The 25,356-nt window shown below is 75.2% G+C and carries 23 protein-coding genes, 1 rRNA gene and 1 pseudogene; 2 read left to right on the top strand and 23 right to left on the bottom strand.

Going from position 1 to position 25,356, the window contains the following annotated elements; all coding sequences use genetic code 11:
• Window position 1 precedes the first annotated feature (1 nt).
• The 10 genes and pseudogenes from ACLFMI_RS24565 to ACLFMI_RS24520 form a co-directional block, all read right to left on the bottom strand.
• On the bottom strand, window positions 2-274 hold the full coding sequence (locus tag ACLFMI_RS24565) for a hypothetical protein (RefSeq protein ID WP_410950320.1): 273 nt from the start codon (window positions 272-274) through the stop codon (window positions 2-4).
• 109 nt (window positions 275-383) lie between these two features.
• The gene (gene der / locus ACLFMI_RS24560; RefSeq protein WP_410950357.1) at window positions 384-1,796 is read right to left on the bottom strand and encodes a ribosome biogenesis GTPase Der; all 1,413 of its coding nucleotides are present in this window, start codon (window positions 1,794-1,796) and stop codon (window positions 384-386) included.
• 102 nt (window positions 1,797-1,898) lie between these two features.
• On the bottom strand, window positions 1,899-2,576 hold the full coding sequence (locus tag ACLFMI_RS24555; RefSeq protein ID WP_410950319.1) for a lysophospholipid acyltransferase family protein: 678 nt from the start codon (window positions 2,574-2,576) through the stop codon (window positions 1,899-1,901).
• Window positions 2,573-3,298: a (d)CMP kinase gene (cmk, locus tag ACLFMI_RS24550; RefSeq protein WP_410950318.1), complete on the bottom strand. Its 726-nt coding sequence runs from the start codon at window positions 3,296-3,298 to the stop codon at window positions 2,573-2,575. Before cmk ends, ACLFMI_RS24555 begins: the two co-directional genes overlap by 4 nt.
• 51 nt (window positions 3,299-3,349) lie before the next feature.
• Window positions 3,350-3,712, bottom strand: a complete 363-nt coding sequence (aroH, locus tag ACLFMI_RS24545) for a chorismate mutase (protein WP_410950317.1) — start codon at window positions 3,710-3,712, stop codon at window positions 3,350-3,352.
• Window positions 3,713-3,714: 2 nt separating this feature from the next.
• Window positions 3,715-4,476 (bottom strand): pseudouridine synthase, encoded by a 762-nt coding sequence (locus ACLFMI_RS24540; RefSeq protein WP_410950316.1) that lies wholly within the window; start codon window positions 4,474-4,476, stop codon window positions 3,715-3,717.
• 7 nt (window positions 4,477-4,483) lie between these two features.
• Window positions 4,484-5,473: an SMC-Scp complex subunit ScpB gene (scpB, locus tag ACLFMI_RS24535; RefSeq protein WP_410950315.1), complete on the bottom strand. Its 990-nt coding sequence runs from the start codon at window positions 5,471-5,473 to the stop codon at window positions 4,484-4,486.
• A gap of 151 nt (window positions 5,474-5,624) precedes the next feature.
• Window positions 5,625-6,512: pseudogene (locus tag ACLFMI_RS24530) on the bottom strand (segregation and condensation protein A); the annotation flags it as partial.
• Entirely contained in the window at window positions 6,509-7,396 is an 888-nt protein-coding gene (locus tag ACLFMI_RS24525; RefSeq protein ID WP_410950314.1) for a ParA family protein, read from the bottom strand. The pseudogene ACLFMI_RS24530 and the gene ACLFMI_RS24525, both read right to left, overlap by 4 nt.
• Before the next feature lie 190 nt (window positions 7,397-7,586).
• The gene (locus ACLFMI_RS24520; RefSeq protein ID WP_410950313.1) at window positions 7,587-8,276 is read right to left on the bottom strand and encodes a DUF4097 family beta strand repeat-containing protein; all 690 of its coding nucleotides are present in this window, start codon (window positions 8,274-8,276) and stop codon (window positions 7,587-7,589) included.
• Between the two features lie 148 nt (window positions 8,277-8,424).
• On the opposite strand from ACLFMI_RS24520, the gene ACLFMI_RS24515 reads away from it, so the two are divergent.
• On the top strand, window positions 8,425-9,288 hold the full coding sequence (locus tag ACLFMI_RS24515) for a type IV toxin-antitoxin system AbiEi family antitoxin domain-containing protein (protein ID WP_410950312.1): 864 nt from the start codon (window positions 8,425-8,427) through the stop codon (window positions 9,286-9,288).
• A gap of 58 nt (window positions 9,289-9,346) precedes the next feature.
• Here the strand turns inward: ACLFMI_RS24515 and ACLFMI_RS24510 are convergent, their stop codons facing one another.
• Complete coding sequence (locus ACLFMI_RS24510) at window positions 9,347-10,270, bottom strand: site-specific tyrosine recombinase XerD (RefSeq protein WP_410950311.1); 924 nt, start codon at window positions 10,268-10,270, stop codon at window positions 9,347-9,349.
• Between the two features lie 10 nt (window positions 10,271-10,280).
• Entirely contained in the window at window positions 10,281-11,273 is a 993-nt protein-coding gene (locus ACLFMI_RS24505) for an LLM class F420-dependent oxidoreductase (protein ID WP_410950310.1), read from the bottom strand.
• A gap of 137 nt (window positions 11,274-11,410) precedes the next feature.
• Between ACLFMI_RS24505 and ACLFMI_RS24500 the strand changes: the two genes are divergently transcribed.
• Complete coding sequence (locus ACLFMI_RS24500; protein WP_410950309.1) at window positions 11,411-12,430, top strand: DUF1707 domain-containing protein; 1,020 nt, start codon at window positions 11,411-11,413, stop codon at window positions 12,428-12,430.
• Window positions 12,431-12,564: 134 nt separating this feature from the next.
• Here the strand turns inward: ACLFMI_RS24500 and ACLFMI_RS24495 are convergent, their stop codons facing one another.
• The 11 genes from ACLFMI_RS24495 to rrf all read right to left on the bottom strand — a co-directional run bounded on the left by ACLFMI_RS24495 (window position 12,565) and on the right by rrf (window position 25,349).
• Window positions 12,565-13,203 (bottom strand): NUDIX domain-containing protein, encoded by a 639-nt coding sequence (locus tag ACLFMI_RS24495; RefSeq protein WP_410950308.1) that lies wholly within the window; start codon window positions 13,201-13,203, stop codon window positions 12,565-12,567.
• Between the two features lie 107 nt (window positions 13,204-13,310).
• Window positions 13,311-15,092 carry a CTP synthase gene (locus ACLFMI_RS24490; RefSeq protein WP_410950307.1) on the bottom strand — a complete coding sequence of 594 codons (1,782 nt, stop codon included), beginning with the start codon at window positions 15,090-15,092 and terminating at the stop codon, window positions 13,311-13,313.
• A 6-nt stretch (window positions 15,093-15,098) separates the two neighbouring features.
• Complete coding sequence (locus tag ACLFMI_RS24485) at window positions 15,099-16,070, bottom strand: copper transporter (protein ID WP_410950306.1); 972 nt, start codon at window positions 16,068-16,070, stop codon at window positions 15,099-15,101.
• Window positions 16,067-17,239, bottom strand: coding sequence for a putative cytokinetic ring protein SteA (gene steA, locus ACLFMI_RS24480; protein ID WP_410950305.1), 1,173 nt, complete (start codon window positions 17,237-17,239; stop codon window positions 16,067-16,069). The genes ACLFMI_RS24485 and steA overlap by 4 nt, the downstream gene beginning before the upstream one ends.
• Before the next feature lie 119 nt (window positions 17,240-17,358).
• Window positions 17,359-19,356, bottom strand: coding sequence for a DNA repair protein RecN (recN, locus tag ACLFMI_RS24475; protein WP_410950304.1), 1,998 nt, complete (start codon window positions 19,354-19,356; stop codon window positions 17,359-17,361).
• A 123-nt stretch (window positions 19,357-19,479) separates the two neighbouring features.
• Window positions 19,480-20,592: an NAD kinase gene (locus ACLFMI_RS24470; protein ID WP_410950303.1), complete on the bottom strand. Its 1,113-nt coding sequence runs from the start codon at window positions 20,590-20,592 to the stop codon at window positions 19,480-19,482.
• Window positions 20,589-21,398 carry a TlyA family RNA methyltransferase gene (locus ACLFMI_RS24465; protein ID WP_410950302.1) on the bottom strand — a complete coding sequence of 270 codons (810 nt, stop codon included), beginning with the start codon at window positions 21,396-21,398 and terminating at the stop codon, window positions 20,589-20,591. The genes ACLFMI_RS24470 and ACLFMI_RS24465 overlap by 4 nt, the downstream gene beginning before the upstream one ends.
• Window position 21,399: 1 nt before the next feature.
• On the bottom strand, window positions 21,400-21,609 hold the full coding sequence (locus ACLFMI_RS24460) for a hypothetical protein (RefSeq protein ID WP_410950301.1): 210 nt from the start codon (window positions 21,607-21,609) through the stop codon (window positions 21,400-21,402).
• A gap of 139 nt (window positions 21,610-21,748) precedes the next feature.
• On the bottom strand, window positions 21,749-22,753 hold the full coding sequence (locus ACLFMI_RS24455) for an HAD-IIA family hydrolase (RefSeq protein ID WP_410950300.1): 1,005 nt from the start codon (window positions 22,751-22,753) through the stop codon (window positions 21,749-21,751).
• A complete protein-coding gene (locus tag ACLFMI_RS24450) occupies window positions 22,750-23,667 on the bottom strand; it encodes a tetratricopeptide repeat protein (protein ID WP_410950299.1) in 918 nt (305 codons plus the stop codon). Before ACLFMI_RS24450 ends, ACLFMI_RS24455 begins: the two co-directional genes overlap by 4 nt.
• Before the next feature lie 1,565 nt (window positions 23,668-25,232).
• Window positions 25,233-25,349: ribosomal RNA gene (gene rrf / locus ACLFMI_RS24445) — 5S ribosomal RNA — on the bottom strand.
• Window positions 25,350-25,356: the final 7 nt, after the last annotated feature.

Here is a 25,356-nt window from a genome sequence, read left to right as displayed (position 1 = left end):
ATCAGGTTAGTGACACCACGTCCGGTTCTCCAGGGTCACCGGGCCCGGAAACGTCGGCACCGGCCAGCAGCCGGCGGGCGACGAGGATGCTCAGCCAGGCGAACACCCGGGCGTCCGGTTCGGGTCCGGCGCCGTCCCACGGGAACAGCATGTCGGCGTACCAGGACGCCTCGGTGCGCGCGTCGCCGACCAGCTCGCAGCCGCCGGTGCGCGCCAGCGCGATCTCGCACACCCCACGCACCTGCCACAACCACAGGCGCTCGAGGACCGTCACACCGGCACACTCGCCGGAGCCGGGCGGACGGTTACGTCGCAGCCGGACACGATCGGGTGACGTCGAGGACCGTTCCGATGACGTCGCCGGAGCCATCCCACGTGCGCCCTCACTTCTTCCGGGGGCGCTTCTCCCGCACCCGCACCGACAGCCGGATCGGCGACCCGGCGAACCCGAACTCCTCCCGCAGCTTGCGCTCCACGAAGCGACGGTAACCCGCCTCCAGGAAGCCGCTGGTGAACAGCACGAACGTCGGCGGCCGGGTGGCCGCCTGGGTCGCGAACATGATCTTCGGCTGCTTGCCGCCGCGGACCGGCGGCGGGGTCGCCGCGACCAGGTCGGACAGCCACTGGTTGAGCCGCCCGGTGGGAACCCGGGTGTCCCAGGACTCCAGCGCGCGGCGCATCGCGGGCGCGATCCGCTGGGTGGCCCGCCCGGTCAGGGCGGACACGTTCACCCGCTCCGCCCACCGGACGCTGATCAGGTCGCGCTCCAGCTCGCGGGCCATCTGGTGCCGGCGTTCGTCGTCGACGAGGTCCCACTTGTTGAACAGGATCACCAGCGCGCGGCCGGACTCGGACACCATGGACAGCACCCGCTGGTCCTGCTCGGCGATCGGCTCGCTCGCGTCGATCAGGACCAGCGCGACCTCGGCGGCCTCGATCGCGGAGCTGGTCCGCAGGCTCGCGTAGTACTCCATCCCGGACGCCATCTTGACCCGCTTGCGCAGGCCCGCGGTGTCGACGAAGCGGAACACCTGCCCGTCCAGATCGACCAGCGAGTCGACCGGGTCCACGGTGGTGCCGGCGATGTCGTGCACCACCGAGCGCGTCTCCCCGGCCAGCTTGTTGAGCAGGCTGGACTTGCCGACGTTCGGCTTGCCGACCAGCGCGACCCGGCGCGGGCCCGCCCCGGAGGCGCCGAAGTCGTCGCGCGGGGTCTCCGGCAGCACGTCGAGCACCGCGTCCAGCAGGTCACCGGAGCCGCGGCCGTGCAGACCGGACACCGGGTGCGGCTGGCCGAGCCCGAGCCGCCACAGCTCGGCGGTGTCGGAGGTCAGCCGGTCGTCGTCGACCTTGGTCGCGCACAGCAGCACCGGCACCTCGGACCGGCGCAGCACCCGGGCGACGGCCTGGTCGGTCGCCGTCGCCCCGACCGAGGCGTCGATGACGAGCAGCACCGCGTCGGCCGTGCGCATCGCGGTCTCGGCCTGCTGCGCGACGAAGCCCTGCAGGCCGCCGGCGTCCGGCTCCCAGCCGCCGGTGTCCATCAGCTTGAACCGGCGGCCGTTCCACAGCCCGTCGTAGACGACCCGGTCCCGGGTCACGCCCGGCACGTCCTGCACGACCGCCTCGCGGCGCCCCAGCATCCGGTTGACCAGCGTCGACTTGCCGACGTTCGGCCGCCCGATGACGGCCAGCGTCGGCGTCGCCAGGACCTCGTCCGGGTCGATCCCGGCCGCGACGCGGCCCTCCTCGTCGACCGCGACGAACTCGGCCGGGTCCAGTCCCAGCCGGTCCATCTCGGCCCGGTCGGCCGCGTCACCGATCTCGACGGCGCCCGGCCCGGTGTTGTTCTCGGCACCGATGCTCGGTCCGCGTTCGCTACTCTCGGTCACGTCAACTCACGTCCCGGCCGGTCCAGCCGGCCTCTCGTTCTCCACGTCCAGTTCGCGGACCAGCATCCGCAGGGCCGCCGTGACGTCCGCGGTCGCGGCGGCCAGGCCGTCCCGGCCCGGTGCGGTCGGCGCCGGCAGCGGCTCGCCGACCAGCACGTCGACCCGCGGCCGGAATCGCCGCCGGGCCCCGTCCGGCCGGCGGGTACCCCGCACGGCCACCGGTAGCACCGACGCGCCCGTCGAACGGGCCAGCCAGACCGCACCCTGCCGGGCACCGGTCAGCTCACCCGTGCCGCGGGTCCCCTCCGGGAACACCGCGACCATGCCGCCGTCACTCAGGACTCCGGCCGCCGCCGTCAGCGGGCGGCGGTCGACCACCTCCCGGCGGACCGGCAGCTGCCCCAGCGCCGGCAGCAGCACCTTCAGCGGGCCGGTGAACATCTCGGCCTTCACCAGGAACACCACGCGCCGCCCGAACATGCCGAACAGCAGCGGCCCGTCGACGAGCGCGGTGTGGTTCGCGACGACGACCACCGGACCGTCCCCCGGGATCCGCTCGGCGTGCCGCATCCGGACCCGCAGGAACGGAGCGAAGATCCATGTCCCGAGCCACCGCCCGAGGTCGTGCAGCCACCCGAGGCTCCCGTGCGGCAGCCCACCCGCGCCCGCACGGTCCCGGCTCACCCGTCCAACCCCCGCTGCGCCACGAGCTCGCGCAGCCGGTCCAGCACGGCGTCCGCGGAGAGCCGGTCGGTGTCGAGCACCAGCGCGTCCGCCGCCGCGTACAGCGGCGAGACCCGCCGCGACGAGTCCAGCCGGTCCCGGCGCTCGACGTCGGCGAGGGTGGCGTGCAGGTCGGCGTCCCGCCCGGCCTTGGCGTCCTGCCGGCCGCGCCGCGCCGCCCGGACCTCCGGCGACGCCGTCAGGTAGACCTTGAGCGGCGCGTCCGGCACCACCACGGTACCGATGTCGCGGCCCTCGACGACGATGCCGCCGCCCCCGGTGACCGCCGCCTCGATCAGCGCGTGCTGGCGGGCGACCAGTTCGGTCCGCACCTCGGGGACCGCGGACACCGCCGACACCAGCCCGGTCACCTCCGGGCCGCGGATCTCGGCCGAGACGTCCTCACCGTCCAGGGTGACGGTCGGCGCGGCCGGGTCGGTGCCGGACTCCAGCCGGGCACCGGTCGCGGCCCGCCCCATCTCGCCGCAGTCGGCGTGCTCGTCGAGCCCGGCCCGCAACACGGCCAGCGTCGCCGCCCGGTACATCGCCCCGGTGTCGAGGTAGGCCGCCGCACACGCCTGCGCCAGCCGTCGCGAGACGGTCGACTTGCCCGTCCCGGACGGACCGTCCATCGCCACGACCCCCCGCAAGGCCACGTCTCCCCGCCTCTCGCTCGCACCCATGACGTCCGGCATTCTCGCCGGTCCGGCGCCGATGCCCCGGGGCGGGGTGTCCTACCGGGGCAGATCGGTGCGCAGCGCGCGAGCCCCGTGCAGGTAGACGTGTCGCAGCTCGGAGCGGGCCTTCGGGGTGTCGACGTGTGCGAGCAGCCGCAGCACCCGCGGCAGCGCGCCGGGCACCGCCATCTCGGTGGCGCACATCAGCGGGACGTCGGTCAGCCCGAGCAGCCGGGCCGCGTACGCCGGGAACTCCGCGGTGAGGTCCTGGGTCGCGGTGAACCAGATCGAGATGATGTCGTCGGAGACCAGCTCGTTGCGTTCCAGGACCGCGCTCACCAGCTCGGCGGAACGGTCCAGGATCTGCTGCCGGTCGTCGGCGTCGACCTGGGTCGCGCCGCGCAACGCTCGCACCGCCACGGTTACAGCCCCACCGCCTTGTAGAGGTTCCCGACCTCGACCCGGTCCAGCGGGCGCAGCTTGCCCGGCTTCTGGTTGCCCAGCCGCACCTCGCCGACGGCGGTCCGGACCAGCCGCTGCACCGGGTGCCCCACCGCGGTGAGCAGTCGGCGCACCACGTGCTTGCGTCCCTCGTGCAGCTCCAGCTGCACGGTGGCCCGGCCGGGCATCGCGTCGACCAGCTTGAACGCGTCCACCCGGACCGTGCCGTCCTCCAGCTCGACGCCGTCGCGCAGCCGCTTGCCGAGATCGCGGGCGATCTTCCCCTCGATCTCGGCGAGGTAGGTCTTGGGCACCTCGTAGGACGGGTGCATCAGCCGGTGCCCGAGCTCGCCGTCGTTGGTGAGCAGCAGCAGGCCCTCGGTGTCGGCGTCCAGGCGTCCGACGTGGAACAGCCGCTGCGCGGAGTTCATCAGCTCGACCCGGTCGGCGAGCAGGTCGCCGACGCACGGACGGCCGAGGTCGTCGGACATCGTGGACAGCAGGCCGCGCGGCTTGTTCAGCGCCAGGTACACCTGGTCGTCGCGCAGGGCGACGCGGGCGCCGTCGACGTGCAGCACGGCGGTGTCCGGGTCGATCCGGCGGCCCATCTCGCGAACCGTCTCGCCGTCCACCTGGACCCGGCCCTGCGCGATCAGCTCCTCGGCCGCGCGCCGGGACGCGACACCCGCGCGGGCCAGCACCTTCTGCAGCCGGACGCCGTCCGGGTCGTGTGCGGTAGTCATTCGTTCTCTAGCTTCCGTCCAGGTCGTCGATCGCGTCGATGTCGGGCAGCAGGGGCGCCAGCGGGGGCAGCTCCGCCACCGACGAGAGCCCGAGCCGTTCCAGGAACAGCTCGGTCGTCCGGAACAGTGTCCCCCCTGTCTGTTCCTCGGCTCCGGCCTCCTCCACCAACCCGCGGGTGAGCAGGGTGCGCAGCACGCCGTCGCAGTTCACGCCGCGCACCGCGGACACCCGCGCCCGGGTCACCGGCTGCCGGTACGCGACGACGGCGAGTGTCTCCAGCGCCGCCCGGGTGAGCCGGGCGCGCTGGCCGTCGAGCAGCATCTTCTCGACGTAGGGGGCGTAGCGGTCGCGGGTGTAGAACCGCCAGCCGCCGCCCGCCCGGCGCAGGTCGATGCCGCGAGCGTCGGCGGTGTAGGCCACCGACATCCGGTGGAGCGTGGCCCGGATCCGGGACGCCGGCTGGTCCAGCGTGGCGGCCAGCGACGCCTCGTCGACCGGGGAGTCGACGACCAGCAGCAACGCCTCCAGCGCGTGCTCCAGGTCGGTGTCGTCGGCCAGCTCGTCGACGGGGTCGATCGGCTCCTCGCCGTCGCGGGTGGGTGGCGTCCCCGCCGCGACCCCATCGATCGGCGACGCGTCGGAGGACGCCTCGTCGGCCGAGGTCTCCTCGGCCGGAACATCGTGAGCCGGAGCGCCGTCAGCCGGAGCGCCGTCAGCCGAGGCCTCGTCAGCGGCGTCGTCCGCGGGAGCACCCTCGACCGAGGCGCCGTCGGGCCGGGCCTCATCGGCGCGAGATCCCGCGGCCGAGCGCTCGCCGGCGGGTTGCACGGCCGGATCGTCGGCGGGGTCGTCGGCGGAGCCGGGGCTTGCCGAGTCACCGACGGAGCGGCGGGCGCCGGCGTGCGGGCTGCGCGGCACGGTGCGGCCGATCAACCGCTGCAGCTCTGACGGGTCCTCCGGGTCGTCCGAGCCAGGGCGTTCGACGGGCTCAGTCACCGGTGGCCCCGGTCCCCTCGCTCTCCACGTCGTCATTGTCCGGACCGCCCGCGGCCGGCTCCTCGTCGCCCCCGGAGTGCTCCGACTCCCCCGGCTCGTCGGAGTCGGTGCGCTTCTTCCGGCGCCGCGCACGCCGGGCACGGACGGCCTCCTCGGCCGCGGCGGCCTCGTCCTCCAGGGCCGCGGCGTAGGCGACCGGGTCGTCGGTGCGGTCCGCGGTCCAGGTCACGGTCAGGTCCCCGAACGGCTCCGGCTGCTCCAGCGCCACCGACCGCTCCCGGTAGAGCTCCAGCAACGCCATGAACCGGGCGACGACCTCGATCGTCGCGACGCAGTCCGCGGTGAGCGTCGCGAAGCTCGCCTCCCGCATCTCGGCGAGTCGCTCCCGCAGCAGCTCGGCGTGCTCGGGAACCGACACGTGCATCGCGTGCAGGTGGTCGACCCCCACCTCCTCCGGCGGGCGCGGCCGGAACACCGTCGCGGCGAGTTCGGCGAACGCCTGCGCGTCGACCCCGAGCAGCACCTCCGGCAGCAGCGAGGCGTACCGGTCCTCGACCGACACCGAGCGCGGGAACCGGCGCATCGCGCCGTTCTCCAGCTCGACGAACAGCTGCGCCGCCTCCTTGTAGGCGCGGTACTGCAGGAGCCGGGCGAACAGCAGGTCCCGCGCCTCGAGCAGCGCGAGGTCCCCCTCGTCGTCGACCTCGGCGCCGGGCACGAGCCGGGCCGCCTTCAGGTCGAGCAGCGTCGCCGCGACGACCAGGAACTCGGTCGTCTCGTCCAGGTCGGCGTCGTCACCGAGATCGGTGAGGTGCGCGATGAAGTCGTCGGTGACCTTGTGCAGCGCCATCTCGGTGACGTCGAGCTCGTGCTTGCCGATCAGCTGCAGCAGCAGGTCGAACGGACCCTCGAAGTTGTAGAGCCGGACGGTGAACCGCCGGCTCCGGGGTGCGGCGACGTCACCGTCGTCGAGGTGCTCCGCAGGAGCCGTGTTCTCCGGAGGGACCGCCCCGGCGGGATCGCCGGCGAGGAGCGTCACCGCGCGATGACCTCGCGGGCCAGCATCCGGTACGCCTCCGCCGCGTGCGAGGTCGGCGCCCACGCGGTGATCGGCTCACCGGCCACCGTCGTCTCCGGGAACTTGATCGTCCGGTTGATGACGGCCTCGAACACCTTCTCGCCGAACGCCTCGACGACCCGGTCGTGCACCTCCTTGGTGTGCAGCGTCCGGGTGTCGAACATGGTCGCGAGCACGCCGAGCAGCTTCAGGTCCGGGTTGAGCCGGTCCTGGACCTTGTCGATCGTGTCCATCAGCAGCGCCACCCCGCGCAGCGAGAAGAACTCGCAGGCCAACGGGATCAGCACGGCGTCCGCGCAGGTCAGCGCGTTGATGGTGAGCAGTCCCAGCGACGGCTGGCAGTCGATGAGGACGATGTCGTAGTCGGACAGGAAGCGCTTCAGCGCCCGGCCCAGCGCCTGCTCCCGGCCGACCTCGGTGACCAGCTGCACCTCGGCCGCGGACAGGTCGATGTTGGACGGCAGCATGTCCATGTTCTCGACGCCGGTGTCGTGCAGGACGTCGTGCGGGTCGACGTCCCGGTCCATCAGCAGGTTGTAGATCGTGGACTCCAGCTGGTGCGGCTGCACACCCAGCCCTACCGAGAGCGCACCCTGCGGGTCGAAGTCCACCAGGAGCACCTTGCGGCCGTACTCGGCGAGCGCAGCCCCCAGGTTGATCGTGGAGGTGGTCTTGCCGACGCCGCCCTTCTGGTTCGCCACGGCGATCACGCGGGCCGGACCGTGGCTGGTCAGCGGGGCGGGCTCGGGAGCGCTCAACCGATGTCGTCCTCTCCCCGGCGCCGCCGTGGCCTCCTCGGCCGTGCCGTCGTGCGGGCCGTCGGGCTCCGGCCGCCTCGGGTCCATGCGGTCTCCGGTCTCGTCGTGGGTGCCGTACCGGTCCGGGTCCCGACCTGCCGGTCGACCCCGACCGCACTGTAGGAACCGGCCCCACGTGCGGCAACGCGCCTCGCCGGGCGTGTCGCGATCCGTTTCGGCTCACCCTACCGGCGGCGCCCACCGGGACCGTGCCCGGCTCGATCCCGGCGTGTCGCGGTCACGACCCGTGCGTGACCACGACGTCACCGGCCGTGCTGCGTGCGGTGACCCGGTGCTCGGCGCCGGGGGCGTCCGGGACGTCGACCCGGGTCTCACCCGCCGTCGTCTCGGCCCCGACCGTGTAGACCGGCCCGGCCGGGACCCGGACGTCGACGTCGCCGGCCGTCGACTCGGCCGTCACGTCCCGGGCCGGCTGCGCGACCGTCAGGTCGACGTCGCCGCCGCTGGAACTCGCGGTCACCGCCCCCGGCCCGATCCCGGAGCCGCGCACGTCGCCCGCGGCCGTCCGGACGTCCTGGTCCCCGCTCAGCCCGGTGACCTCGATGCCGCCCGCGCCCAGATCGACCCGGGACGACGACGCCTCCGGGACCGTGATCGTCAGCCCGGCCTGGCACCGCTCGGTCGTGGAGTCCGGGCAGCGCGCGGTCACCCGGAGCACGTCGCCCTCGACCCGCTGCTCGACGACCGGCTTCGCGTCCCCGGTCCAGCGCAGCTCCCGGGCCACCGAGGGCTGCCCGCCCGCGACCAGCCGGACGTCGCCGGCGTCGGAGTCCACCTCGACCCGGCTCACCGCCCCACCGACGGGCTCGGTCCCCGACTCCCGCTGCTCGGGGCCGCTGCTCGCGGTCCCGCACCCGGCGAGCACCAGTCCCGCCACCGCCCCGGCCAACCACATCCCGTACCGCATCGATCCCAACGTAGTGATCGACGATCGGGCGGTGGTTCCGGCCGTCGGTGACCGCTTCGGCCGCCCGATCGTCGATCACCGGTTCGCGGTCGCGACGCGGCCCGCGGATCCGGTGTGACGGGCCCCCGGGGCGGCCCACGCTCCCCGTGTGGATCTGGCGTCGGTGCTGCGGGACCAGGACGGCGTCGTCACGACCGCCCAGGCACGGGCGTGCGGGATCTCGGCCCGCACGGTCCGCCGCCGGATCGCGTCGGGGCGCTGGCGGTCCCCGCATCCCCGGGTGCACCTGGCCGCCGGGCACCGCTTCGGCTCCGCGGCCCGGGTCCGGGCCGCCTGGCTGTGGGCGGGACCGTCCGCCCTGGTCAGCGGGCCCGCCGCAGCGTACTGGCACGGATTCCTCGACACCCCGCCGACCGAGATCGGCATCACGGTGCCCCGGTCGTCCGGGCTCGCCGGACGGGCGGGGACCCGGGTGCGACGCCGGGAGGTCGCGCCGGAGGACCGCAGCGAGCGCCACGGGCTCCGCCTGACCGCCCGTCCGCTCACGGCCCTGGAAACGGCCGCGGCCCTGGACGACGGCGCCGCCTTCCTCGATCGCGCGCTGCAGCGTTACGTCGGGTTCGCGTCGGTCCACGCCGCCTACTGCCGGATGCTCTCCTCGACCGGCTCCGCCCGCGCCGGACGACTGCTGCGGGCCGCCGCCGACCGCTCCGCGGCCGAGTCGGAACGCCGGCTCGTGCGCCTGCTGCGCGCCGCGGGGATCACCGGCTGGGTGCTGAACCATGAGGTCGGCCCGTACACCCTGGACCTGGCGTTCCCGGACCGGCGAGTGGCGGTCGAGCTCGACGGCTGGGCGTGGCACACCGATCAGGAGCGGTTCCGCCGCGACCGGCGCAAGGGCAATGACCTGGTCCTGTCGGGCTGGTCGCTGCTCCGCGTCACGTGGCACGACCTCGACGGCGCACCGGGCCGCGTCGTCGCGGAGATCCGGTACGCCCTCCGCCGCGGGTGATCGACCATCGGGCGGTCGATCCGGCCACCGACGACCGGGTTCGCCGCCCGATCGTCGATCACCCGAGGGCGCGCGGGTGCGCGGTGGCGTAGACCTCGCGCAGCGTGTCCACGGTGACGTGGGTGTAGACCTGGGTGGTCGCGACCGAGGCGTGCCCGAGCAGCTCCTGCACCACCCGGACGTCCGCGCCGCCGGAGAGCAGGTGCGTGGCGAAGCAGTGCCGCAGGGTGTGCGGCGAGATCGCGGCGACCACCGCGGGCTCCAGTCCGGACGATTCGGCGGCCGAGCGGAGCACGTGCCAGGCGCTCTGCCGGGACAGCCGCCGGCCACGCGCGTTGAGCAGCAGGGCGGGACTGCCGGTACCGCGGGCCGCGAGCGTCGGCCGGGCCCGCACCCGATAGGCGTCCATCGCGGCCAGCGCGGGCCGCCCGACCGGCACGATGCGGTGCTTGTTCCCCTTGCCGCGCAGCAGGATCGTCCGCGCATCCTGGTCGAGGTCGTCGGCGTCGGCGTCGGTGATCTCGGAGATCCGGGCTCCGGTGGAGTAGAGCAGCTCCAGCAGGGCCCGGTCTCGCAGCCCGGTCGGGCCGTCCGCCACGCAGCCGGCGATGAGCTGCTCGACCTGGTCGACCGAGAGCGCAGCCGGCAGCCGGGACGGCAGTGCGGGTGGCGCGACCGGTGCCGCGACGTCGGTGGGCACCAGCCCCTCCCGCACGGCGAACCGGTGCAGGCCGCGCACCGCGGCGAGCGCCCGCGCCGTGGAGGACGCGGCCAGCGGCCGCTCCCCCGTCCGCAACGCCGTCACGAACCCGGACACGTCCGTCTCGCGGACGGCGGCCAGGTCGCCGATCCCGGCGCCGGCCAGGTGGGCGGTGTAGCGGTCCAGGTCGAGCCGGTACGAACGCAGCGTGTTCTGCGCCCGCCCGCGTTCGACGGCGAGGTGGCCGAGGTAGTCCTCGACCACGCGCTCGGGGGACGACACCGGCGTCCGCTCAGCCGCGCAGTGCCGGGACGACCTCGCGCTCGAACAGCTCGATGCCGGACCGGTCGTAGGCGAGCTCGGGGAAGTAGAAGATCCCGTAGCTCAGGCCCCGGTCCTGCAGCGCGGCGAGCTTCTCCACGATCTGCTCGGGTGTTCCGCAGGCCGGCATCCCGCGGAACGCGCCGAGCGCACCCTCCGCCTTCTCCCGGCCGACGACCGGTTCGAGACGGGCGACGAGCTGCTGCAGGCGGTCCTCCACCTCCGCCTCGGATCGGCCGATGGCGACGTTGTAGTTGGCGGAGCGGACGATCGCGTCGTAGTCCGTGCCGACGTCGCGGCAGTGCCCGGCCAGCACCTCGGACTTGTGCGTGAAGCCCTCGAGCGTGCCGTCGAAGTTGGTGTACTGCGCGTACCTCGCCGCGATCTTCAGGGTGACCCTTTCCCCGCCACCGGCGATCCAGAGCGGGATCCCGCCGTCCTGCAGCGGCTTCGGCGCGACGATCGCGCCGTCGACCTGGTAGTGCTTCCCGTCCAGCGAGGCCCGGCCCTCCTGCCACGCCTGCGCGAAGATCTGCACGCCCTCGTCGAGCATGCCGAGGCGCTCACCGGGCCGCGGGAAGCCGTAGCCGTAGGCACGCCACTCGTGCTCGTACCAGCCGCCGCCGATGCCCATCTCGATCCGGCCCTTGGAGATGACGTCGCAGGTCGCGGCGACCTTCGCCAGGTAGGCGGGGTTGCGGTAGGCCATGCAGGTGCACATCTGGCCCAGGCGCACCCGCTCCGTGGTGGCACCGAGCGCGGCCATCAGGCTCCACGCCTCGTGGCAGGCCTCGTCGGTGGGTGCCGGGACGGTGTGGAAGTGGTCGTAGACCCACACGGACTCCCAGGCGTCCCCACGGTCGGCCTGCTCGGCGATCCCCCGCATGACGTCCCACTGGGCGCCGGGATCGATCCCGACCAGGTCGAGCCGCCAGCCCTGGGGAACGAAGAGTCCGAAGCGCATGCGGCGCACCCTAGTCCCGGGCACCGACGACGACGGCCTGGCGGGACGGCCCCGGCCGGGTGTCGATGCGGTGTCGGTACCGGCCGGCACGCGGGAGTCGTCCGCAGTTGTCGGTGCGGACGGCTACCGTCGGAGTCATGAGCGGGGGCGGGAGTCCGGAGGTCGGGTACGCGCAGCAGGAGGAGGTGGTGCGGGCGCTGTCCCGGCACTACACCGACGGCAGGTTGGAGGTCGACGCGTTCGACGACCGGGTGCGCCGGGCCCGCGCAGCCACGACGCCGGGCGAGCTCGCCGCGCTGTTCACCGACCTGCCCGGGCCGCACCCGGCGATCGCCACGTCCGGAGCCACTGCCGCCGATACCGGACCCACCCGGGGTGGTGCGGGCGACGAGACGTCGGCGCCGGACGCCGCGACGGCCCGCGCGGCCGCGGAGCCGCCGGCCGCAGGACCCGATGACGGTGCCGCCGGGCCGTCCGACGCCGAGGCGACCGGCCGGTTCCGTTCCCCGGACCCGACGCGGCAGTACCCGGCCGACCCGGACGCCTCCGGCCACCCCGCCGCCGGGCCGCTGCCCGACGGGTCGCCCACGACGGCGGGCCCGGCGGCGTGGTCACCGCCCCACCCCCACGGGTCCGCCCAGGAACCGCCGGTGCCCGGGCAGTACCCGGCCGGCGACCCGTACGCGCACGGGAACCCGTACCCGTGGGCATACCCGCCGCCGTATCCCGGTGGCACCGCCGGTGCCCCGTACCCGGGAGCGCCCGGCGGTGTCCCGTACCCGGGCGCACCCGGCGCGAGCCCGTACGGCTCGGGTCCGTACGACTCGGGTCCGTACGGTGCCGGCCACCCGCAGCAGTACGGCGGGCCGCCGGTGCCCGGCCCGTACGGCAGGTACGACCCGTCCGCGCCGTTCGGCCGGGAGCTGCACACGGGCCTGCCGTACTCCGACAAGCAGAAGGTCGTCGCCGGACTGCTGCAGGTGTTCCTGCCGTTCGGGATCGGCCGGTTCTACTCCGGGCACACCGGCATGGCGATCGCGCAGCTGCTGGTCACGTTCCTGACCTTCGGCCTGGGCGGGGTCTGGTCGTTCATCGACGGCATCGTGATCCTCGCTGGGAGCCCGGTCGACCCGCAGGGCCGGCCACTGCGGCCCTGACCCGCCGGTCCGGCACGACCGGCTGCGGGTATGGATCAGTCAGGGTGCGCTTCGTCATGCTCAACGGCACCCCAGCGTTGTCGGACGATGCCCGGACAGCAATGGTGCGCCGTCGACCATGGAGCCGGTCGTCCTCAGTCGTCGCCGTCCCGGCGGCGCGCGAAACGCTCCGGGCGGTCCTCCCACGGGGTCCCGATCGGACGCGGCTCGGCCTCGCCTGCGAACACCGCCCGGGCGGCGAGCAGCCCGGCGCAGGACACCGCGTTGACGATGTCGCCGGTGAACACCATCCGGACGGCGTCGTCCAGCGCGATCCAGCGCAGCTCGAGGTCGGCCTCCTCGTCGTCCCCCAGCACCGGGCGCGGCCGCTCGGCCAGGTCCCGGGCCAGGAAGATGCGCACCGACTCGTCGGAGAATCCGGGCGAGGGCACGACGTCGAGCAGCACCGCCCAGTCGGCCGCGGTCAGCCCGGCCTCCTCGGTGAGCTCGCGGTCCGCCGTCACCGCCGGGTCCTCCCCCGCGACGTCCAGCAACCCGGCGGGGAGCTCCCACAGCCTGCGCCGCACCGCGTGCCGGTACTGGTGCAGCATCCGCACCCGCCGCTGCTCGTCGACGGCGACGACCGCGACCGCGCCCGGGTGCTCCAGGATCTCCCGCGTCGTCACCCGGCCGCCGGGCATCACCACCCGGTCCGAGCGCAGGGCCATGACCCGCCCGGAGTAGAGGTCGGTGGCCGAGCGGACCGGGAAGTCGTGCTCGCCCGGCCGGGTCACCGGAGCACCGCCGGGGTCGCGTCGCTGTGCATGACGATCACCTGTCGCACAGTAGTCGCCCGGGACCCCTGGGGCCCGACGACCGCGTCCGTCCCGGACCGGGGGGGTCAGGAGCCGGAGCTGCTCTCCACCGGCGCGACACCGTTCGCGCTCGACCCCTCGGTCTCGGCGGCGGCGTCGGTGCCGTCCTCGCCGGCGTCGGCACTGCTGCCGTTGCGTCCCGGCAGCTCCACCGGCAGCCGGTCCTCGGCCCGGTAGCGCAGTGCCGCCTTCACGAAGGCCGCGAACAGCGGGTGCGGGCGGGTCGGGCGGCTCTTGAGCTCCGGGTGCGCCTGGGTGCCGACGAAGAACGGGTGCTGCGCCGCCGGCAGCTCGACGAACTCCACGAGCGTCCCGTCCGGCGAGGTGCCGAACACCAGCCCGGCGTCGGCGAGCTGCTGCCGGTAGGCGTTGTTCACCTCGAACCGGTGCCGGTGCCGCTCGGAGACCTCCTTGCCGCCGTACGCGCGGGCCGCGACCGACCCGGGCGCCAGCATCGCCGGGTAGGCGCCGAGCCGCATCGTGCCGCCCATGTCCCGCTCCCCGGCGACGACGTCGCGCTGCTCGGCCATCGTCGAGATCACCGGGTGCTCGGTGTCCGGGTCGAACTCGCTGGAGCTGGCCCCATCGAGGCCGGCGAGGTCGCGGGCCACCTCGATCACCATGCACTGCAGGCCCAGGCAGAGCCCGAGGGTCGGGATGCCGCGGGTCCGGGCGTGCCGGACCGCGCCGAGCTTCCCCTCGATGCCGCGGATCCCGAACCCGCCCGGCACCAGTACCGCATCCACGCCGTCGAGCGCATCGGCCGCGCCCGCCGGGGTCTCGCACGAGTCCGACGGCACCCACCGCAGTGCCACCTTCGCGTGGTGGGCGAAGCCGCCCGCGCGCAGCGCCTCGGTCACCGACAGGTAGGCGTCGGGCAGGTCGACGTACTTGCCGACGAGCGCGATCGTCGCCGTCTCGTGCGGGTGGTGCACCCGGTCGAGCAGGTCGCCCCAGACGGTCCAGTCGACGTCCCGGAACGGCAGGCCCAGCCGGCGGACGACGTAGGCGTCGAGCCCCTCGCCGTGCAGCACCTTCGGGATGTCGTAGATCGACGGCGCGTCCGGGCAGGCGGCGACACCGTCGACCTCGATGTCGCACATCAGCGAGATCTTGCGCTTCATCGTGTCCGGGATCTCCCGGTCCGCGCGCAGCACCAGCGCGTCCGGCTGGATACCGATGTTGCGCAGCGCCGCGACCGAGTGCTGGGTCGGCTTGGTCTTCAGCTCCCCGGACGGCGCCAGGTAGGGCACCAGCGAGACGTGCAGGAAGAAGCAGTTGTCCCGGCCGACCTCGTGCCGGACCTGCCGGGCGGCCTCGACGAACGGCAGCGACTCGATGTCGCCGATGGTGCCGCCGACCTCGGTGATGACGACGTCCGGCGCGATCCCCTCCGCGTCCGGCTCGGCCATCGCCAGGACCCGGTCCTTGATCTCGTTCGTGATGTGCGGGATCACCTGGACGGTGTCGCCCAGGTACTCGCCGCGGCGCTCCTTGGCGATCACCTCGGAGTAGACCTGGCCGGTGGTGACGTTCGCCCGGCCCTGCAGGTCGCGGTCCAGGAACCGCTCGTAATGGCCGATGTCGAGGTCGGTCTCCGCACCGTCCTCGGTGACGAACACCTCGCCGTGCTGGAACGGGTTCATCGTCCCGGGGTCCACGTTGAGGTAGGGATCGAGCTTCTGCATCGTGACCCGGAGCCCGCGCGCCGTGAGCAGCTGGCCCAGGCTCGACGCGGTCAGACCCTTACCCAGCGAGGAAGCGACCCCGCCGGTGACGAACAGATGACGGGTGGCGCGTGTCTGCACGGAGCCTCAGCCTACCGGCGGGTTCGCCGGCGCCGTACCCGGGCCCGCGACGGCCGCCGGGACCGGGCCGGACGCCCCGTCACCGGAGCCGTACTGGCCGGCCCGGCCCGCGTTCTGCTCGCCGAGCGCGAGCACCGTCGCGACCCGGCCGGCCCCGCTCTGCACACCGTCCACGGTGGACAGGTCGCGGATGACGGCGTCGTCGCCGCGGGCCACGCCGATCGCACCCTGCGGGCCGGCCGATCCGGTCCGTCCGGCGAGCACCGCACCACCGGCGCGCCGGTCCAGCTCGGCCGCCAGCCGCGCGGTCGTCGTCGCCGACTCGGTCGCGTCGACGCCCTGCGCGGCGCCCCCGGTGACGACGACGGCCAGCCGCCCCGGGGTGGGCGGCGTCGCCGGCTGCTCGGCGAAGCCGGCCGCGGCGAGCCCGGCGACCACCGCCTCGGCCTGCCCGGGGTCGGGCGCCGGCCCGGTCCCCGGGTCCAGCAGCGCGGCACCGAGCAGACCACCGGCCAGCGTCCCGGCATCGGACGACGCGGGCAGCTGGGCCCCGGCCGGCAGCAGCCGGGCGGCGAGCTCGCGCAGCTGCTCCGCCCGGGCCGGATCGGCGACGGCCTCGGTGAGCCGCATCCGGCCGCTCACGGTCCCGCCGGCCGCCGTGACGAGCTCGGCGACCGCGGCGGTGTCGGCCTGGTCGCCGCCGACCGACACCAGCGTGACCGGGACGTCGGTGAGGCTGTCGCGGACCACGCCCGGAGCGACCCGGGCGGCGAAGTCGTCGGCGGCACGCTGCTGGGCGGCCAGGGCGTCGCGTTCCGCGGTCAGCTGCCGGACCTGCGCGGCCTCCCCGTCCCGGTCCGCGGTGACCGCGGTGGCGATCCGGTCTGGCAGCCCGAGGGTGGCGATGACCATGCCGGCCGCGAGGGCCAGCACGAACACCGCGACCAGCGTGATCCGGTTGCGGCTGCGCGAGATCACGCGAACAGGCCCCGGACGCCCTCGATCAGGCCCTGGCACCAGGCGAGCACGGCGTCCCCGGCCCCGGAGACCAGCACCGCCACGACCACCGCCACGATCGCCGCCGCGACCAGCAGCAGCAGCGGGAACAGCGACGACCGGGCCCGGTAGAGCTGGGCGATCATCGCCCCGTCCACGACCGTGCCGCCGGCCTGCAGCCGGGTGAGGAAGGTCGACGCGTTGCCCCCGGAGCGGCCCCGGTCGAGGAACTCGGCCATCGACGCGGACAGCCCCACCGTGACGATCATCGAGGCGCCGTGGTGGTGGGCCAGCAGCAACGCCAGGTCCTCCGGGTTCGCCATCGACGGGAACGTCACCGCGCTCGCCCCGAGGTCCTGGACCCGGTGCAGGCCCGGCGCGTGCCCGTCCGGGAACGCCGGGACGACGACGTCCGCGCCGCCGGTCAGCGCCTGGTTCGACACCTCGGAGGGGTCGGCGACGATCAGGTCCGGCTTGTACCCGGCGCTCAGCAGGGCGTCCGCGCCCGCCCCGACGCCGATCATCACCGGCCGGTACTCCTTGAGGTAGGTCTTGAGCCGCTTGAGCACGGGCGCGTGCTCGAAGCCGGCCGCGACCACGAGCACCTGACGTCCGTCGAGGGTGATGTCGAGGTCGGGGACGCCGTACCCGTCGAGCAGCAGCGAGCGCTCGCGGCGCATGAACTCGATGGTGTTCGCGGCGAACGCCTCGAGCTGGTGGGTGAGCCCGGACTTGGCCTCGGCCAGCGCGTCGGCGACCGAGTCCTCGGTCTGCTCCCGGCCCTCGCCCAACGGCTGCTCGCCGGTGTAGAGCACACCGTCGGACAGCCGCACCCGGGCGCCGTCCTTGACGGCCCGCAGGATCTCGGTGCCGCAGTCGTCGACCAGCGGGATGCCGGCCTCGACCAGCACCTGCGGGCCGAGGTTCGGGAACCGGCCGGAGATCGACGGCGAGGCGTTGACCACGGCCGCGACGCGCGCGGCGACCAGGGCGTCCGCGGTGGCCCGGTCCAGGTCGACCGCGTCGAGCACCGCGATGTCGCCGGGCCGCAGGCGGCGCAGCAGTGCCTCGGTGCGGCGGTCGGTGCGGGCGGTCCCGGTCAGTCCGGGCAGCTCGGGTCGCGAGCGGTGCAGCAGGCCGGACAGCTTCATGCCGGGCACTGTGACACCCGGGGCGCGTGCGGCGACGCAGGCACGCCGCACCGTGACCGGACGTTCACCGACCGGGTGCATCCGCCCGTCCACGCGGTCCCGGAGTCCGGCCGGGTCGCTCAGCCCGCCCTGGTCCGTGGCGACCGCCGCCCGCGCTGCGCCGCGGGTCGGCCGGTGCCCGCACGGCGGGAGCGGGCCTCCGCCAGGTCCGCCGGTCCGGACGACGAGGCGCCGGTGTCGGTGCCGGCAGCGGCCTCGGTGTGGGCGGCCTCGGTGTGGGCGGCCTCGGTGTGGGAGCCGGCCCCCGTGTCAGCACCGCCCTCCGTGTCGGCGCCGGCCCCCGTGTCGGTGCCGGCTTCGGTGGCGGAGCCGCCGATGGCACGGTCTGCCTCACGGTGCGCGGTGGCCGCGGCGAGCAGCTCCTCGGCGTGCGCCCGGCCGGTGTCGGTGTCGTCCATCCCGGCGAGCATCCGCGCCAGCTCACCGGTGCGCTCGTCGGCGCCCAGCCGGCGCACGCTGGAACGGGTGATCCCCGTGTCCGACGCCTTCTGCACCACCAGGTGCCGGTCGGCGTAGGCCGCGACCTGCGGCAGGTGGGTCACGACGACGACCTGGTGCGAGGCCGCGAGCCGGGCCAGCCGGCGTCCGATCTCGACCGCGGCCCTGCCGCCGACCCCGGCGTCGACCTCGTCGAAGACCATCGTCGGGACCGGGTCGGACCCGGCCAGGGCCACCTCGAGGGCCAGCATCACCCGGGACAGCTCGCCGCCGGAGGCGCCCTTGTGCAGCGGCTGGGCGGCGGCGCCGGCGTGCGGGACGAGCCGGATCTCCACCTCGTCGACGCCGCCGGATCCGGCGTGGCACTCCCGCCCATCGACGACCAGCGCCGGCCCGCCGTCCCCGGCCGGTCGCGGTGCGACGCCGACCTGCAACCGGGCGTCGCGCATCGCCAGCCCGGCGAGCTCGGCGGTGGTGGCCTCGGCGAGCCGGCCCGCGGCCTCGGTGCGCGCCGCGGTGAGCGCGGCCGCGTGCCCGGCCAGCTCGGTCGCCAGCTCGTCCCGGCGGGCGGCGAGCCCGGCCAGCGCGTCCTCCGAGGTGTCCAGGCCCTCGAGCCGCTCGCGGGCCCGCTGCGCCCAGTCCAGGACGCCATCGGTGTCCGCGGCGTACTTGCGGGTCAGCGACTTCAGCTCGGCCTGCCGGGCGAGCACCTGCCCGAGCCGCTCCGGGTCGGCGTCGAGCCGGTCCAGGTAGCCGGACAGCTCAGCGGCGGCATCGGCCAGTACCGAGGCCGCCTCCGCCAGCCGCGGGCCCAGCTCCTCCAGCTCGGGGTCGCCGCTGCCCTCGGTCAGCGAGCGGGCCTGCCCGGCGAGCCCGAGCGCTCCCGCCGACTCCCCGTCCTCGGAGCCGGACAGCGCGAGCCGGGCGCCCTCGGCTGCCGAGCGCAGGTCGTCGGCCTCGGCCATCCGGCGGGCCTGCTCCACGAGCTCCCGGTCCTCCCCCGGCTGCGGATCGACGGACTCGATCTCGGCGAGACCGTGCCGCAGCATGTCGGACTCCTGGGCCAGCCGGCGCGCGTTGTCCCGGCGCTCCGCCAGCTCGCCGACGACCTCCAGCCAGGCCGTCCGGATCTCGGTGTAGGCGGCCAGCGGGGTCGCCACCGCGGCACCGGCGAACCGGTCGAGCAGGGCCCGCTGGTCCGCACCGCGCAGCAGGCGCAGCTGGTCGTTCTGGCCGTGAACGGCGAGCTGGGCCTCGGCGAGCCGCCCCAGCACGCCGACCGGGACCGACCGGCCGCCCAGGTGCGCCCGGGACCGACCGTCCGCGGACACGGTCCGCGCGGCGATCAGGGAGCCGTCGTCGTCCGGCTCGGCGTCGAGCTCCTCGGCCAGTCCCAGCGCCGCGGACGAGGCCGCGAACCGGCCCTCGACGACGGCCCGCTTCGCCCCCGCCGACACCCGCGAGGACTCCGCCCGACCGCCACCGAGCAGGTTCAGACCGGTCACGACCATCGTCTTGCCGGCACCCGTCTCACCGGTCAGCACGGTCAGGCCCGGGTCCAGCTCCAGGGTGGCATCGTCGATCACGCCGAGTCCCTGGATCCGCATCTCGGCCAACATGCGGCGGACCATACGGCCCGGCACCGACGGCGGGCACCGTCGACACGCACGAATCCCGAACATGTGTTCGTACGGTCGGTCCGGTGCGGCGAACGGTCACCGCCCGCCGCGGGCGAGGTGTCGCTACCCGCCCGGGCGGCCGGGGCGCGCCGGATCGTCGGCGCCCTCGGGCGTCCCGGTTCCGCCGGTGCGGCGGGTCGGTGCGGCACCGTTGCCGTCGACGGTCGGTGCCGCGGCCGGGGGAGCCCCCGCGGAGCCGGACGGCGGCGGCGGGACCCCGGTGTCCTCGCGGGCCCGGGCGTCACCGGTGCCGCGGATCTGGTCACGGCGCAGTTGCTGGGCTCCGCGCCAGCCGCGTACCGGGAGGTCGAACTTGCGGACCAGCCGGTCGGCGAACGGCTGTGCCGCGAGGCGGACCATCCGCACCGGCTCCGCGGCCCGGGACAGCTCGACCCGCGCGCCGGACGGGACGGAGACGGTGCGTCGGCCGTCGCAGTCGAGCACCGCCGACTGGCCGCCGGCAGACACCTCGATGGCCACCACGCTGTCCGGGGCGATCACCATCGGGCGGGCGAACAGCGCGTGCGCGTTGCTCGGCACCACCAGCAGGGCGTGCACCTGCGGCCAGATCAGCGGGCCCCCGGCGGAGAAGGCGTAGGCGGTCGACCCGGTCGGCGTCGAGCACAGGACGCCGTCGCAGCCGAACGACGACACCGGGCGTCCGTCCACCTCCAGGACCACCTCGAGGATCCGGCCCCGGGTGGTCTTCTCGACGACCGCCTCGTTCAGCGCCCAGGCCCGGCCGAGGGCATGCCCGTTCGACCGGACCACGACCTCGAGGGTGGTGCGTTCCTCGACCGAGTAGTCACCAGCGGCCAGCGCCCGCAACGCCTCGTCGAGCGTGTCCTCCTCGGCCTCGGCCAGGAACCCGACGTGCCCGAGGTTGACCCCGAGCAGCGGCACACCGGCCGGGCGGGCGAGGTCGGCGGCGCGCAGCAGGGTGCCGTCGCCGCCGAGCACCAGCACCGCCTCGGCGCCACCGGCGCAGTCCGGGCCGACCGGCACCGGGAGCGGGGCGAGATCGTCCGGCAGGGCCGGTTCCTCGCCGAGCACCGCCCACTCGTCCGCGAGCACCCGGGTGCGCACCCCGAGCCGGCCGAGTTCGGTGATGACGTGCAGTGCCGTCCGCCGGTTGTCCGGCCGGCCGGTGTGCAGGACCAGCAGGATCTCCCTCATGCCGGTCCCTCCGCGACGGCGGTGGCGAGCATCCGCTCGACGTCGGTGCCTGCTCCGGCACCGGTGTGCTGCAGGTGCAGGAAGTACTCGACGTTCCCGGACGGCCCGGGCAGCGGGCTGGCGGCGGCACCGCGCACGGCCAGTCCCAGCCGCGCGGCGACGTCCACGACCTCGCGCAGCGCCGCGGTCCGCAGGTCCGGATCCCGGACGACCCCACCGGCACCGAGCCGGGACCTCCCGACCTCGAACTGCGGCTTCACCATCGGTAGCAGGTCCCCGCCCGGCGCGGTGCACGCGGCGAGCGCGGGCAGCACGGTCCGCAGCGAGATGAACGACAGGTCGGCGACGGTGAGCTCGGCCGGGCCGCCGATGTCGTCCGGGGTCAGGGTGCGGACGTTGGTGCGGTCGTGCACCCGGACCCGCTCGTCGCTCTGCAGCCGCCAGATCAGCTGGCCGTACCCGACGTCGACGGCCACCACCTCGTGCGCTCCGCGGTGCAGGAGCACGTCGGTGAACCCACCGGTGGAGGCCCCCGCGTCCAGGCAGCGCCACCCGGCCGGGTCGACGCCCGGGAACGCCTCCAGCGCGCCGAGCAGCTTCTTGGCCCCGCGCGAGGCCCAGTCCGGCCCGTCGTCGTCCGCGACGACGACCGGGGTGTCCCGCTCGACGAAGGTGGCCGGCTTCGCGGCCGGCATCCCGTTCACCGTGACGCGGCCGGCGGCGATCAGCTCGGCCGCCTGGCCCCGCGAGCGGGCGAGCTTGCGGCGGACCAGCTCGGCGTCCAGCCGGGCGCGGGTGACGGCCACCTCAGGTCCGCTCCGAGCCGGCGCTCAGCGCGCGGCCCAGCGCGGCGTGCACCCGCTCGAACGTGGCCGGATGCTCGGTGATCGGCCGGTCGGACAGGTCGGCCAGCGCGGCGACGGCCTGCTCGACGTCCGCGCGCAGCGCCGAGACCGGCTGCTGCTCGGGCGGCCGAGGATCGCCGGGCGGGGGTGCGCCGGGCGGGGGGACGGTCATTCGATCTCCGTGGACGAGGGACTCGCGGTCACGGTAGCCGAACCCTCCGACGGTCGTCGGAGGCGGCGGCCGGGGCCCGCCCGAGCGAGCGGGACCGGCGGCCCGCCGGGGCCGGCCGTGCGGGCGGCGTCGTACCTGTTCAGCCGCCGGTGAACCCCAGCTCACGCAGGACGGACGCCGCCGCGTCACCGTCTGCCCGCACGCCGCCCGGCGGGCGGCCGTCCCAGGCTGCCGCGCACAGTGCCCGCAGGGCGTCGTGCACGGGGTCGGCGGAGCCGTCGCCGGTGCCGGTGAGCAGCAGGCCTGCGGCGTCCCGCTGGACCGTCCAGCCGGGACGCGGTCCGGGGGACAGCTCGTCCGGACGGCGGGTGAGCGCGGCCAGGTCGGCGCCGATGTAGTCGGGGCGCAGCTCCGGCGGTGCGGTCAGCAGTTCCGCGGCGTCGCTGACCCCGGTCAGGACCAGCAGCGACGGCGCGCCGAGCGCGTTGGCGCCTTCGATGTCGGTGTCGAGGCGATCCCCGACGACCAGCGGCCGGACGTGGTCGCCCTGCGCCTCGCGCAGCAGCCGGGCCGCCGGCTTCCCGGCGACCTGCGGCTCGGCCCCGGAGGCCGTCCGCACCACCTGCACCATCGCACCGTTGCCGGGCAGCGGCCCGCGCTCGGTGGGCAGGGTTCGGTCGACGTTCGTGGCCACCCACAACGCCCCGCCGCGGATCGCGACGACGGCCTCGGCCAGCTCCCGCCAGCCGGTGTCCGGCGAGTGCCCCTGGACGACGGCGGCCGCCTCCGCGGCGGCGTCGACGACGGTCAGCCCACGGACCCGGACCTCGTCGGCGAGGGCCGCGGTGCCGACCACCAGCACCGCCGCGCCGGACGGCAGCTGCTCGGCGAGCATCGTCGCGCCGGCCTGCGAGCTGGTGCGGACGTCGCCGTCGCCGGCCGGGAAGCCGAGCCCGGCGAGCTGGGTCGCGACGTCGGCGGGACTGCGGGAGGCGTTGTTGGTGACATACACCGTCGACACCCCGCGCTCGCCCGCCGCGCGAATCGCCTCGGCGGCACCGGGGATCGGGTCGGGTCCCCGGTAGAGCGTGCCGTCGAGGTCGGCGAGCAGGACGTCGAACCGGGACAGGAGGTCGTCGGTCACCGGTCCCCCGGCTCCACGGCAGCGTCGTCCGAGGTCCGGTCCGTGGCCGGCGTCTCCTCGCTGAGCGACGTGTCGCCGGTCGCGGGCGCCTCGTCCGCACTGCGGGCGCGGTCCTCGCCCGCCCGGTCGAACTCGGCACCGGCCTCGGCATCGTGGCGCTCGTCCACCGGGACGTCCTCGTACCCGATGCTGACACCCTCGTCCACCGCCCCGGGCAGTTCCTCCCCGGTCAGTTCGGCGATCCGGTCCGCCGCGTCGGTCTGCCTGTCGGTGTCGGCGTCGTGGGCGTGCACGAACCACTGCACCGCCTCGGACTCCCGACCGGCCGCGAGCAGGTTGTCGGCGTAGGCGTAGAAGAGCCGCGCGCTCCACGGGTCACGCCGCTTCGCATCGAGCTCGGCGCTCTGCAGCCCGACCACGGCGGCGTCGAGCTCGCCGAGGTCCCGGCGGGCGCCAGCAGCGACGATCAGCAGCTCGACCCGCTCCTCCTGGCCGAGGTCCTTGGCCTCGGGACTGCGGGCGAGGTCGAGCGCCCGCTCGGGACGGCCGAGGGCACGCTCGATGTCGGCCATCACCGGCACGTGACCGGGTCCACCGCCCATCCGCCGGGCGGCGCGGAACTCGCCGAGCGCCTCGTTCCACTCCCCCGCGTGGTAGGCGACGATGCCCGCCGCCTCACGGACCACCGCGATCCGCGAGGCCCGCTTGCGGGCATAGCGAACGTGCTGCAGCGCCAGCGCGGGATCCTCGTCGACGAGCACGCCCGCGGCCACCAGGTGGCGTGCGACGACCTCCGCGGTCTCCTTCTGGAGCCCGCGCAGATCCCGCCGGACGCTCGGGTCCAGCTCGGCGGCGTCGATCGAGTCCGGAAGTGCGGGCTCCGCGACGAAGCTGCGCTCGGCCGACTCGGGCACGCGCCCGGGCATCCGCCGGTCGCCGGCCTGGTCACGGCCGGCCGGCCGGCGGTCGTCACGAGCGGCCGGACGCCGGTCGTCGCGATCCCGGCCGCCGGTCCGCGGAGCACCACCCCGGTCGCCACGGCCCCTGTCGTCGTTACGGTAGCCGGCGGTGCTGCCCGGACCGCGCCGGTCGTCCCGCCGATCCGTGCCGGGCCCGCGACGGGCGCCACCGTCCCGTGGGGTTCCCGGCCCGCGGCGCTCCCCGCTGTCACGCGGCCCGCGGGTCTCCCTGTCGTACCCGGGGCGGTCACCAGCGCCGCCACCGACGTCCCGTTCACGACGGTCACCGCGGGGCCCCGGACGATCGCCGCGGCCGCCGGGTCCCCGGTCGCGCGCGGGACGGTCCGCCTGCGGACGGTCGTCCCCTCGGTAGGGACGTCCGCCCCGGCCGCCATCGCTCGGGCCGTCCCTGCGGGCCCCGGCGCGGAAGCCGCCACGGTCGTCATCCGACCGGCGACCGTCCCGGTCCGACGACGGCCGGCCGGCCGGACCCCGATCGTCCCGCCGGTACCCGGACCGCCCACCGGAGCCACCGGCGCCACCGCGGCCACCGCCCCCGGGCCGGTCGTCACGGCCCCGGTCGTCACGGCCCTGCCGCGAGCCGCGGTAGTCGCCGCGCGTCCCGCCACGCTGGTCGCGCCCTGCGCCCCCACGGTCGCGGTCGCCCCGCGGGCCCCCGCCGCTCCGCTGGTCACCCCGCGGGCCCCCACGGGAGCCGCCGCGGTCGTCGCGTTCGCGGTCCGCGCCCCGGGCGCCGTCGCGCTCGTCCCGACGCCACCCGCCACCGGACCGTTCCCCGGCACCGACCCCACCGCGGTCGTCCCGCCGGCGGTCGCCGCCGGAGCGGTCGTCACGGCGGTAGCCGCCGGAGCCACTGCTACCCCGGTCGGCCCCCCGCGCTCCTCCACGGTCGTCCCGGTCCCTGCCACCGGGCCGCGGAGCTCCACCGCGGTCACCACGGCCGCGGTCATCGTTCCGGTACCCGCCGCCACGGCCGCCGTCGGGCCGGTCATCCTGACGGAAGCCGCCCCGGTCGTCACGTCGGCCGCCGTCACGGTCACCGCGGGGGCCGCCACCCTCGGCGCGGCCCCGGTAGCCCCCGGACCGGTCGTCGCGCGGACGGCCGCCGCCTCGCGCCCCGTCGCGGGGGCCACGATCCCCGCGGTCCGGCCGATCGTCCCGGCCTCGCCGTTCGGCTCGCGTCTCGTCCTGCCGCGGTCCCCGATCGTCCCGAGGATCCCGGCCGCGATCACCACCCCCACGGGGCCGACCCGCCCCGGTCCCCGGTGTGCGTCCGCCCTGCTCGGGCCGCCGACCGCCGTCTCCCGCTCGGTCCCCGCCGGGACGTTCCCCGTCCGTCACGCGCTCAGGGTACAAACGAACACCGTCACTTCCGCGGTCGACGACCGCACCGAACCCGCCGGACCCGACCCCGCCGGGAACGGCCGCAGATACACGAAAAAAAGGGGGAGCCCGCACGGTACTATGACCGGGACGGGCTCCCCTTCTGAAATGTTGAATGTCGGCGGCGACCTACTCTCCCACACCCTGACGAGTGCAGTACCATCGGCGCAGGAAGGCTTAGCTACCGGGTTCGGAATGGGACCGGGCGTTCCCCTACCGCTATGACCACCGACAACACTA

The organism is Pseudonocardia nantongensis, from assembly GCF_046546495.1.
GTDB classification, from domain to species: Bacteria; Actinomycetota; Actinomycetes; order Mycobacteriales; family Pseudonocardiaceae; genus Pseudonocardia; species Pseudonocardia nantongensis.
Note: the sequence above shows the minus strand (reverse complement) of the source record. Positions and strands in the feature narration are given on the sequence as shown.

What these genes read in the sequence shown, in the direction of transcription:
- der (WP_410950357.1), bottom strand. Translation starts at nt 1,796, where the DNA reads ATGGACCGGCTGGGACTGGACCCGGCCGAGTTCGTCGCGGTCGACGAG.
- cmk (WP_410950318.1), bottom strand. Translation starts at nt 3,298, where the DNA reads ATGGGTGCGAGCGAGAGGCGGGGAGACGTGGCCTTGCGGGGGGTCGTG.
- ACLFMI_RS24540 (WP_410950316.1), bottom strand. Translation starts at nt 4,476, where the DNA reads ATGACTACCGCACACGACCCGGACGGCGTCCGGCTGCAGAAGGTGCTG.
- ACLFMI_RS24525 (WP_410950314.1), bottom strand. Translation starts at nt 7,396, where the DNA reads ATGGACCCGAGGCGGCCGGAGCCCGACGGCCCGCACGACGGCACGGCC.
- ACLFMI_RS24520 (WP_410950313.1), bottom strand. Translation starts at nt 8,276, where the DNA reads ATGCGGTACGGGATGTGGTTGGCCGGGGCGGTGGCGGGACTGGTGCTC.
- ACLFMI_RS24505 (WP_410950310.1), bottom strand. Translation starts at nt 11,273, where the DNA reads ATGCGCTTCGGACTCTTCGTTCCCCAGGGCTGGCGGCTCGACCTGGTC.
- ACLFMI_RS24500 (WP_410950309.1), top strand. Translation starts at nt 11,411, where the DNA reads ATGAGCGGGGGCGGGAGTCCGGAGGTCGGGTACGCGCAGCAGGAGGAG.
- steA (WP_410950305.1), bottom strand. Translation starts at nt 17,239, where the DNA reads ATGAAGCTGTCCGGCCTGCTGCACCGCTCGCGACCCGAGCTGCCCGGA.
- recN (WP_410950304.1), bottom strand. Translation starts at nt 19,356, where the DNA reads ATGTTGGCCGAGATGCGGATCCAGGGACTCGGCGTGATCGACGATGCC.
- ACLFMI_RS24470 (WP_410950303.1), bottom strand. Translation starts at nt 20,592, where the DNA reads ATGAGGGAGATCCTGCTGGTCCTGCACACCGGCCGGCCGGACAACCGG.
- ACLFMI_RS24460 (WP_410950301.1), bottom strand. Translation starts at nt 21,609, where the DNA reads ATGACCGTCCCCCCGCCCGGCGCACCCCCGCCCGGCGATCCTCGGCCG.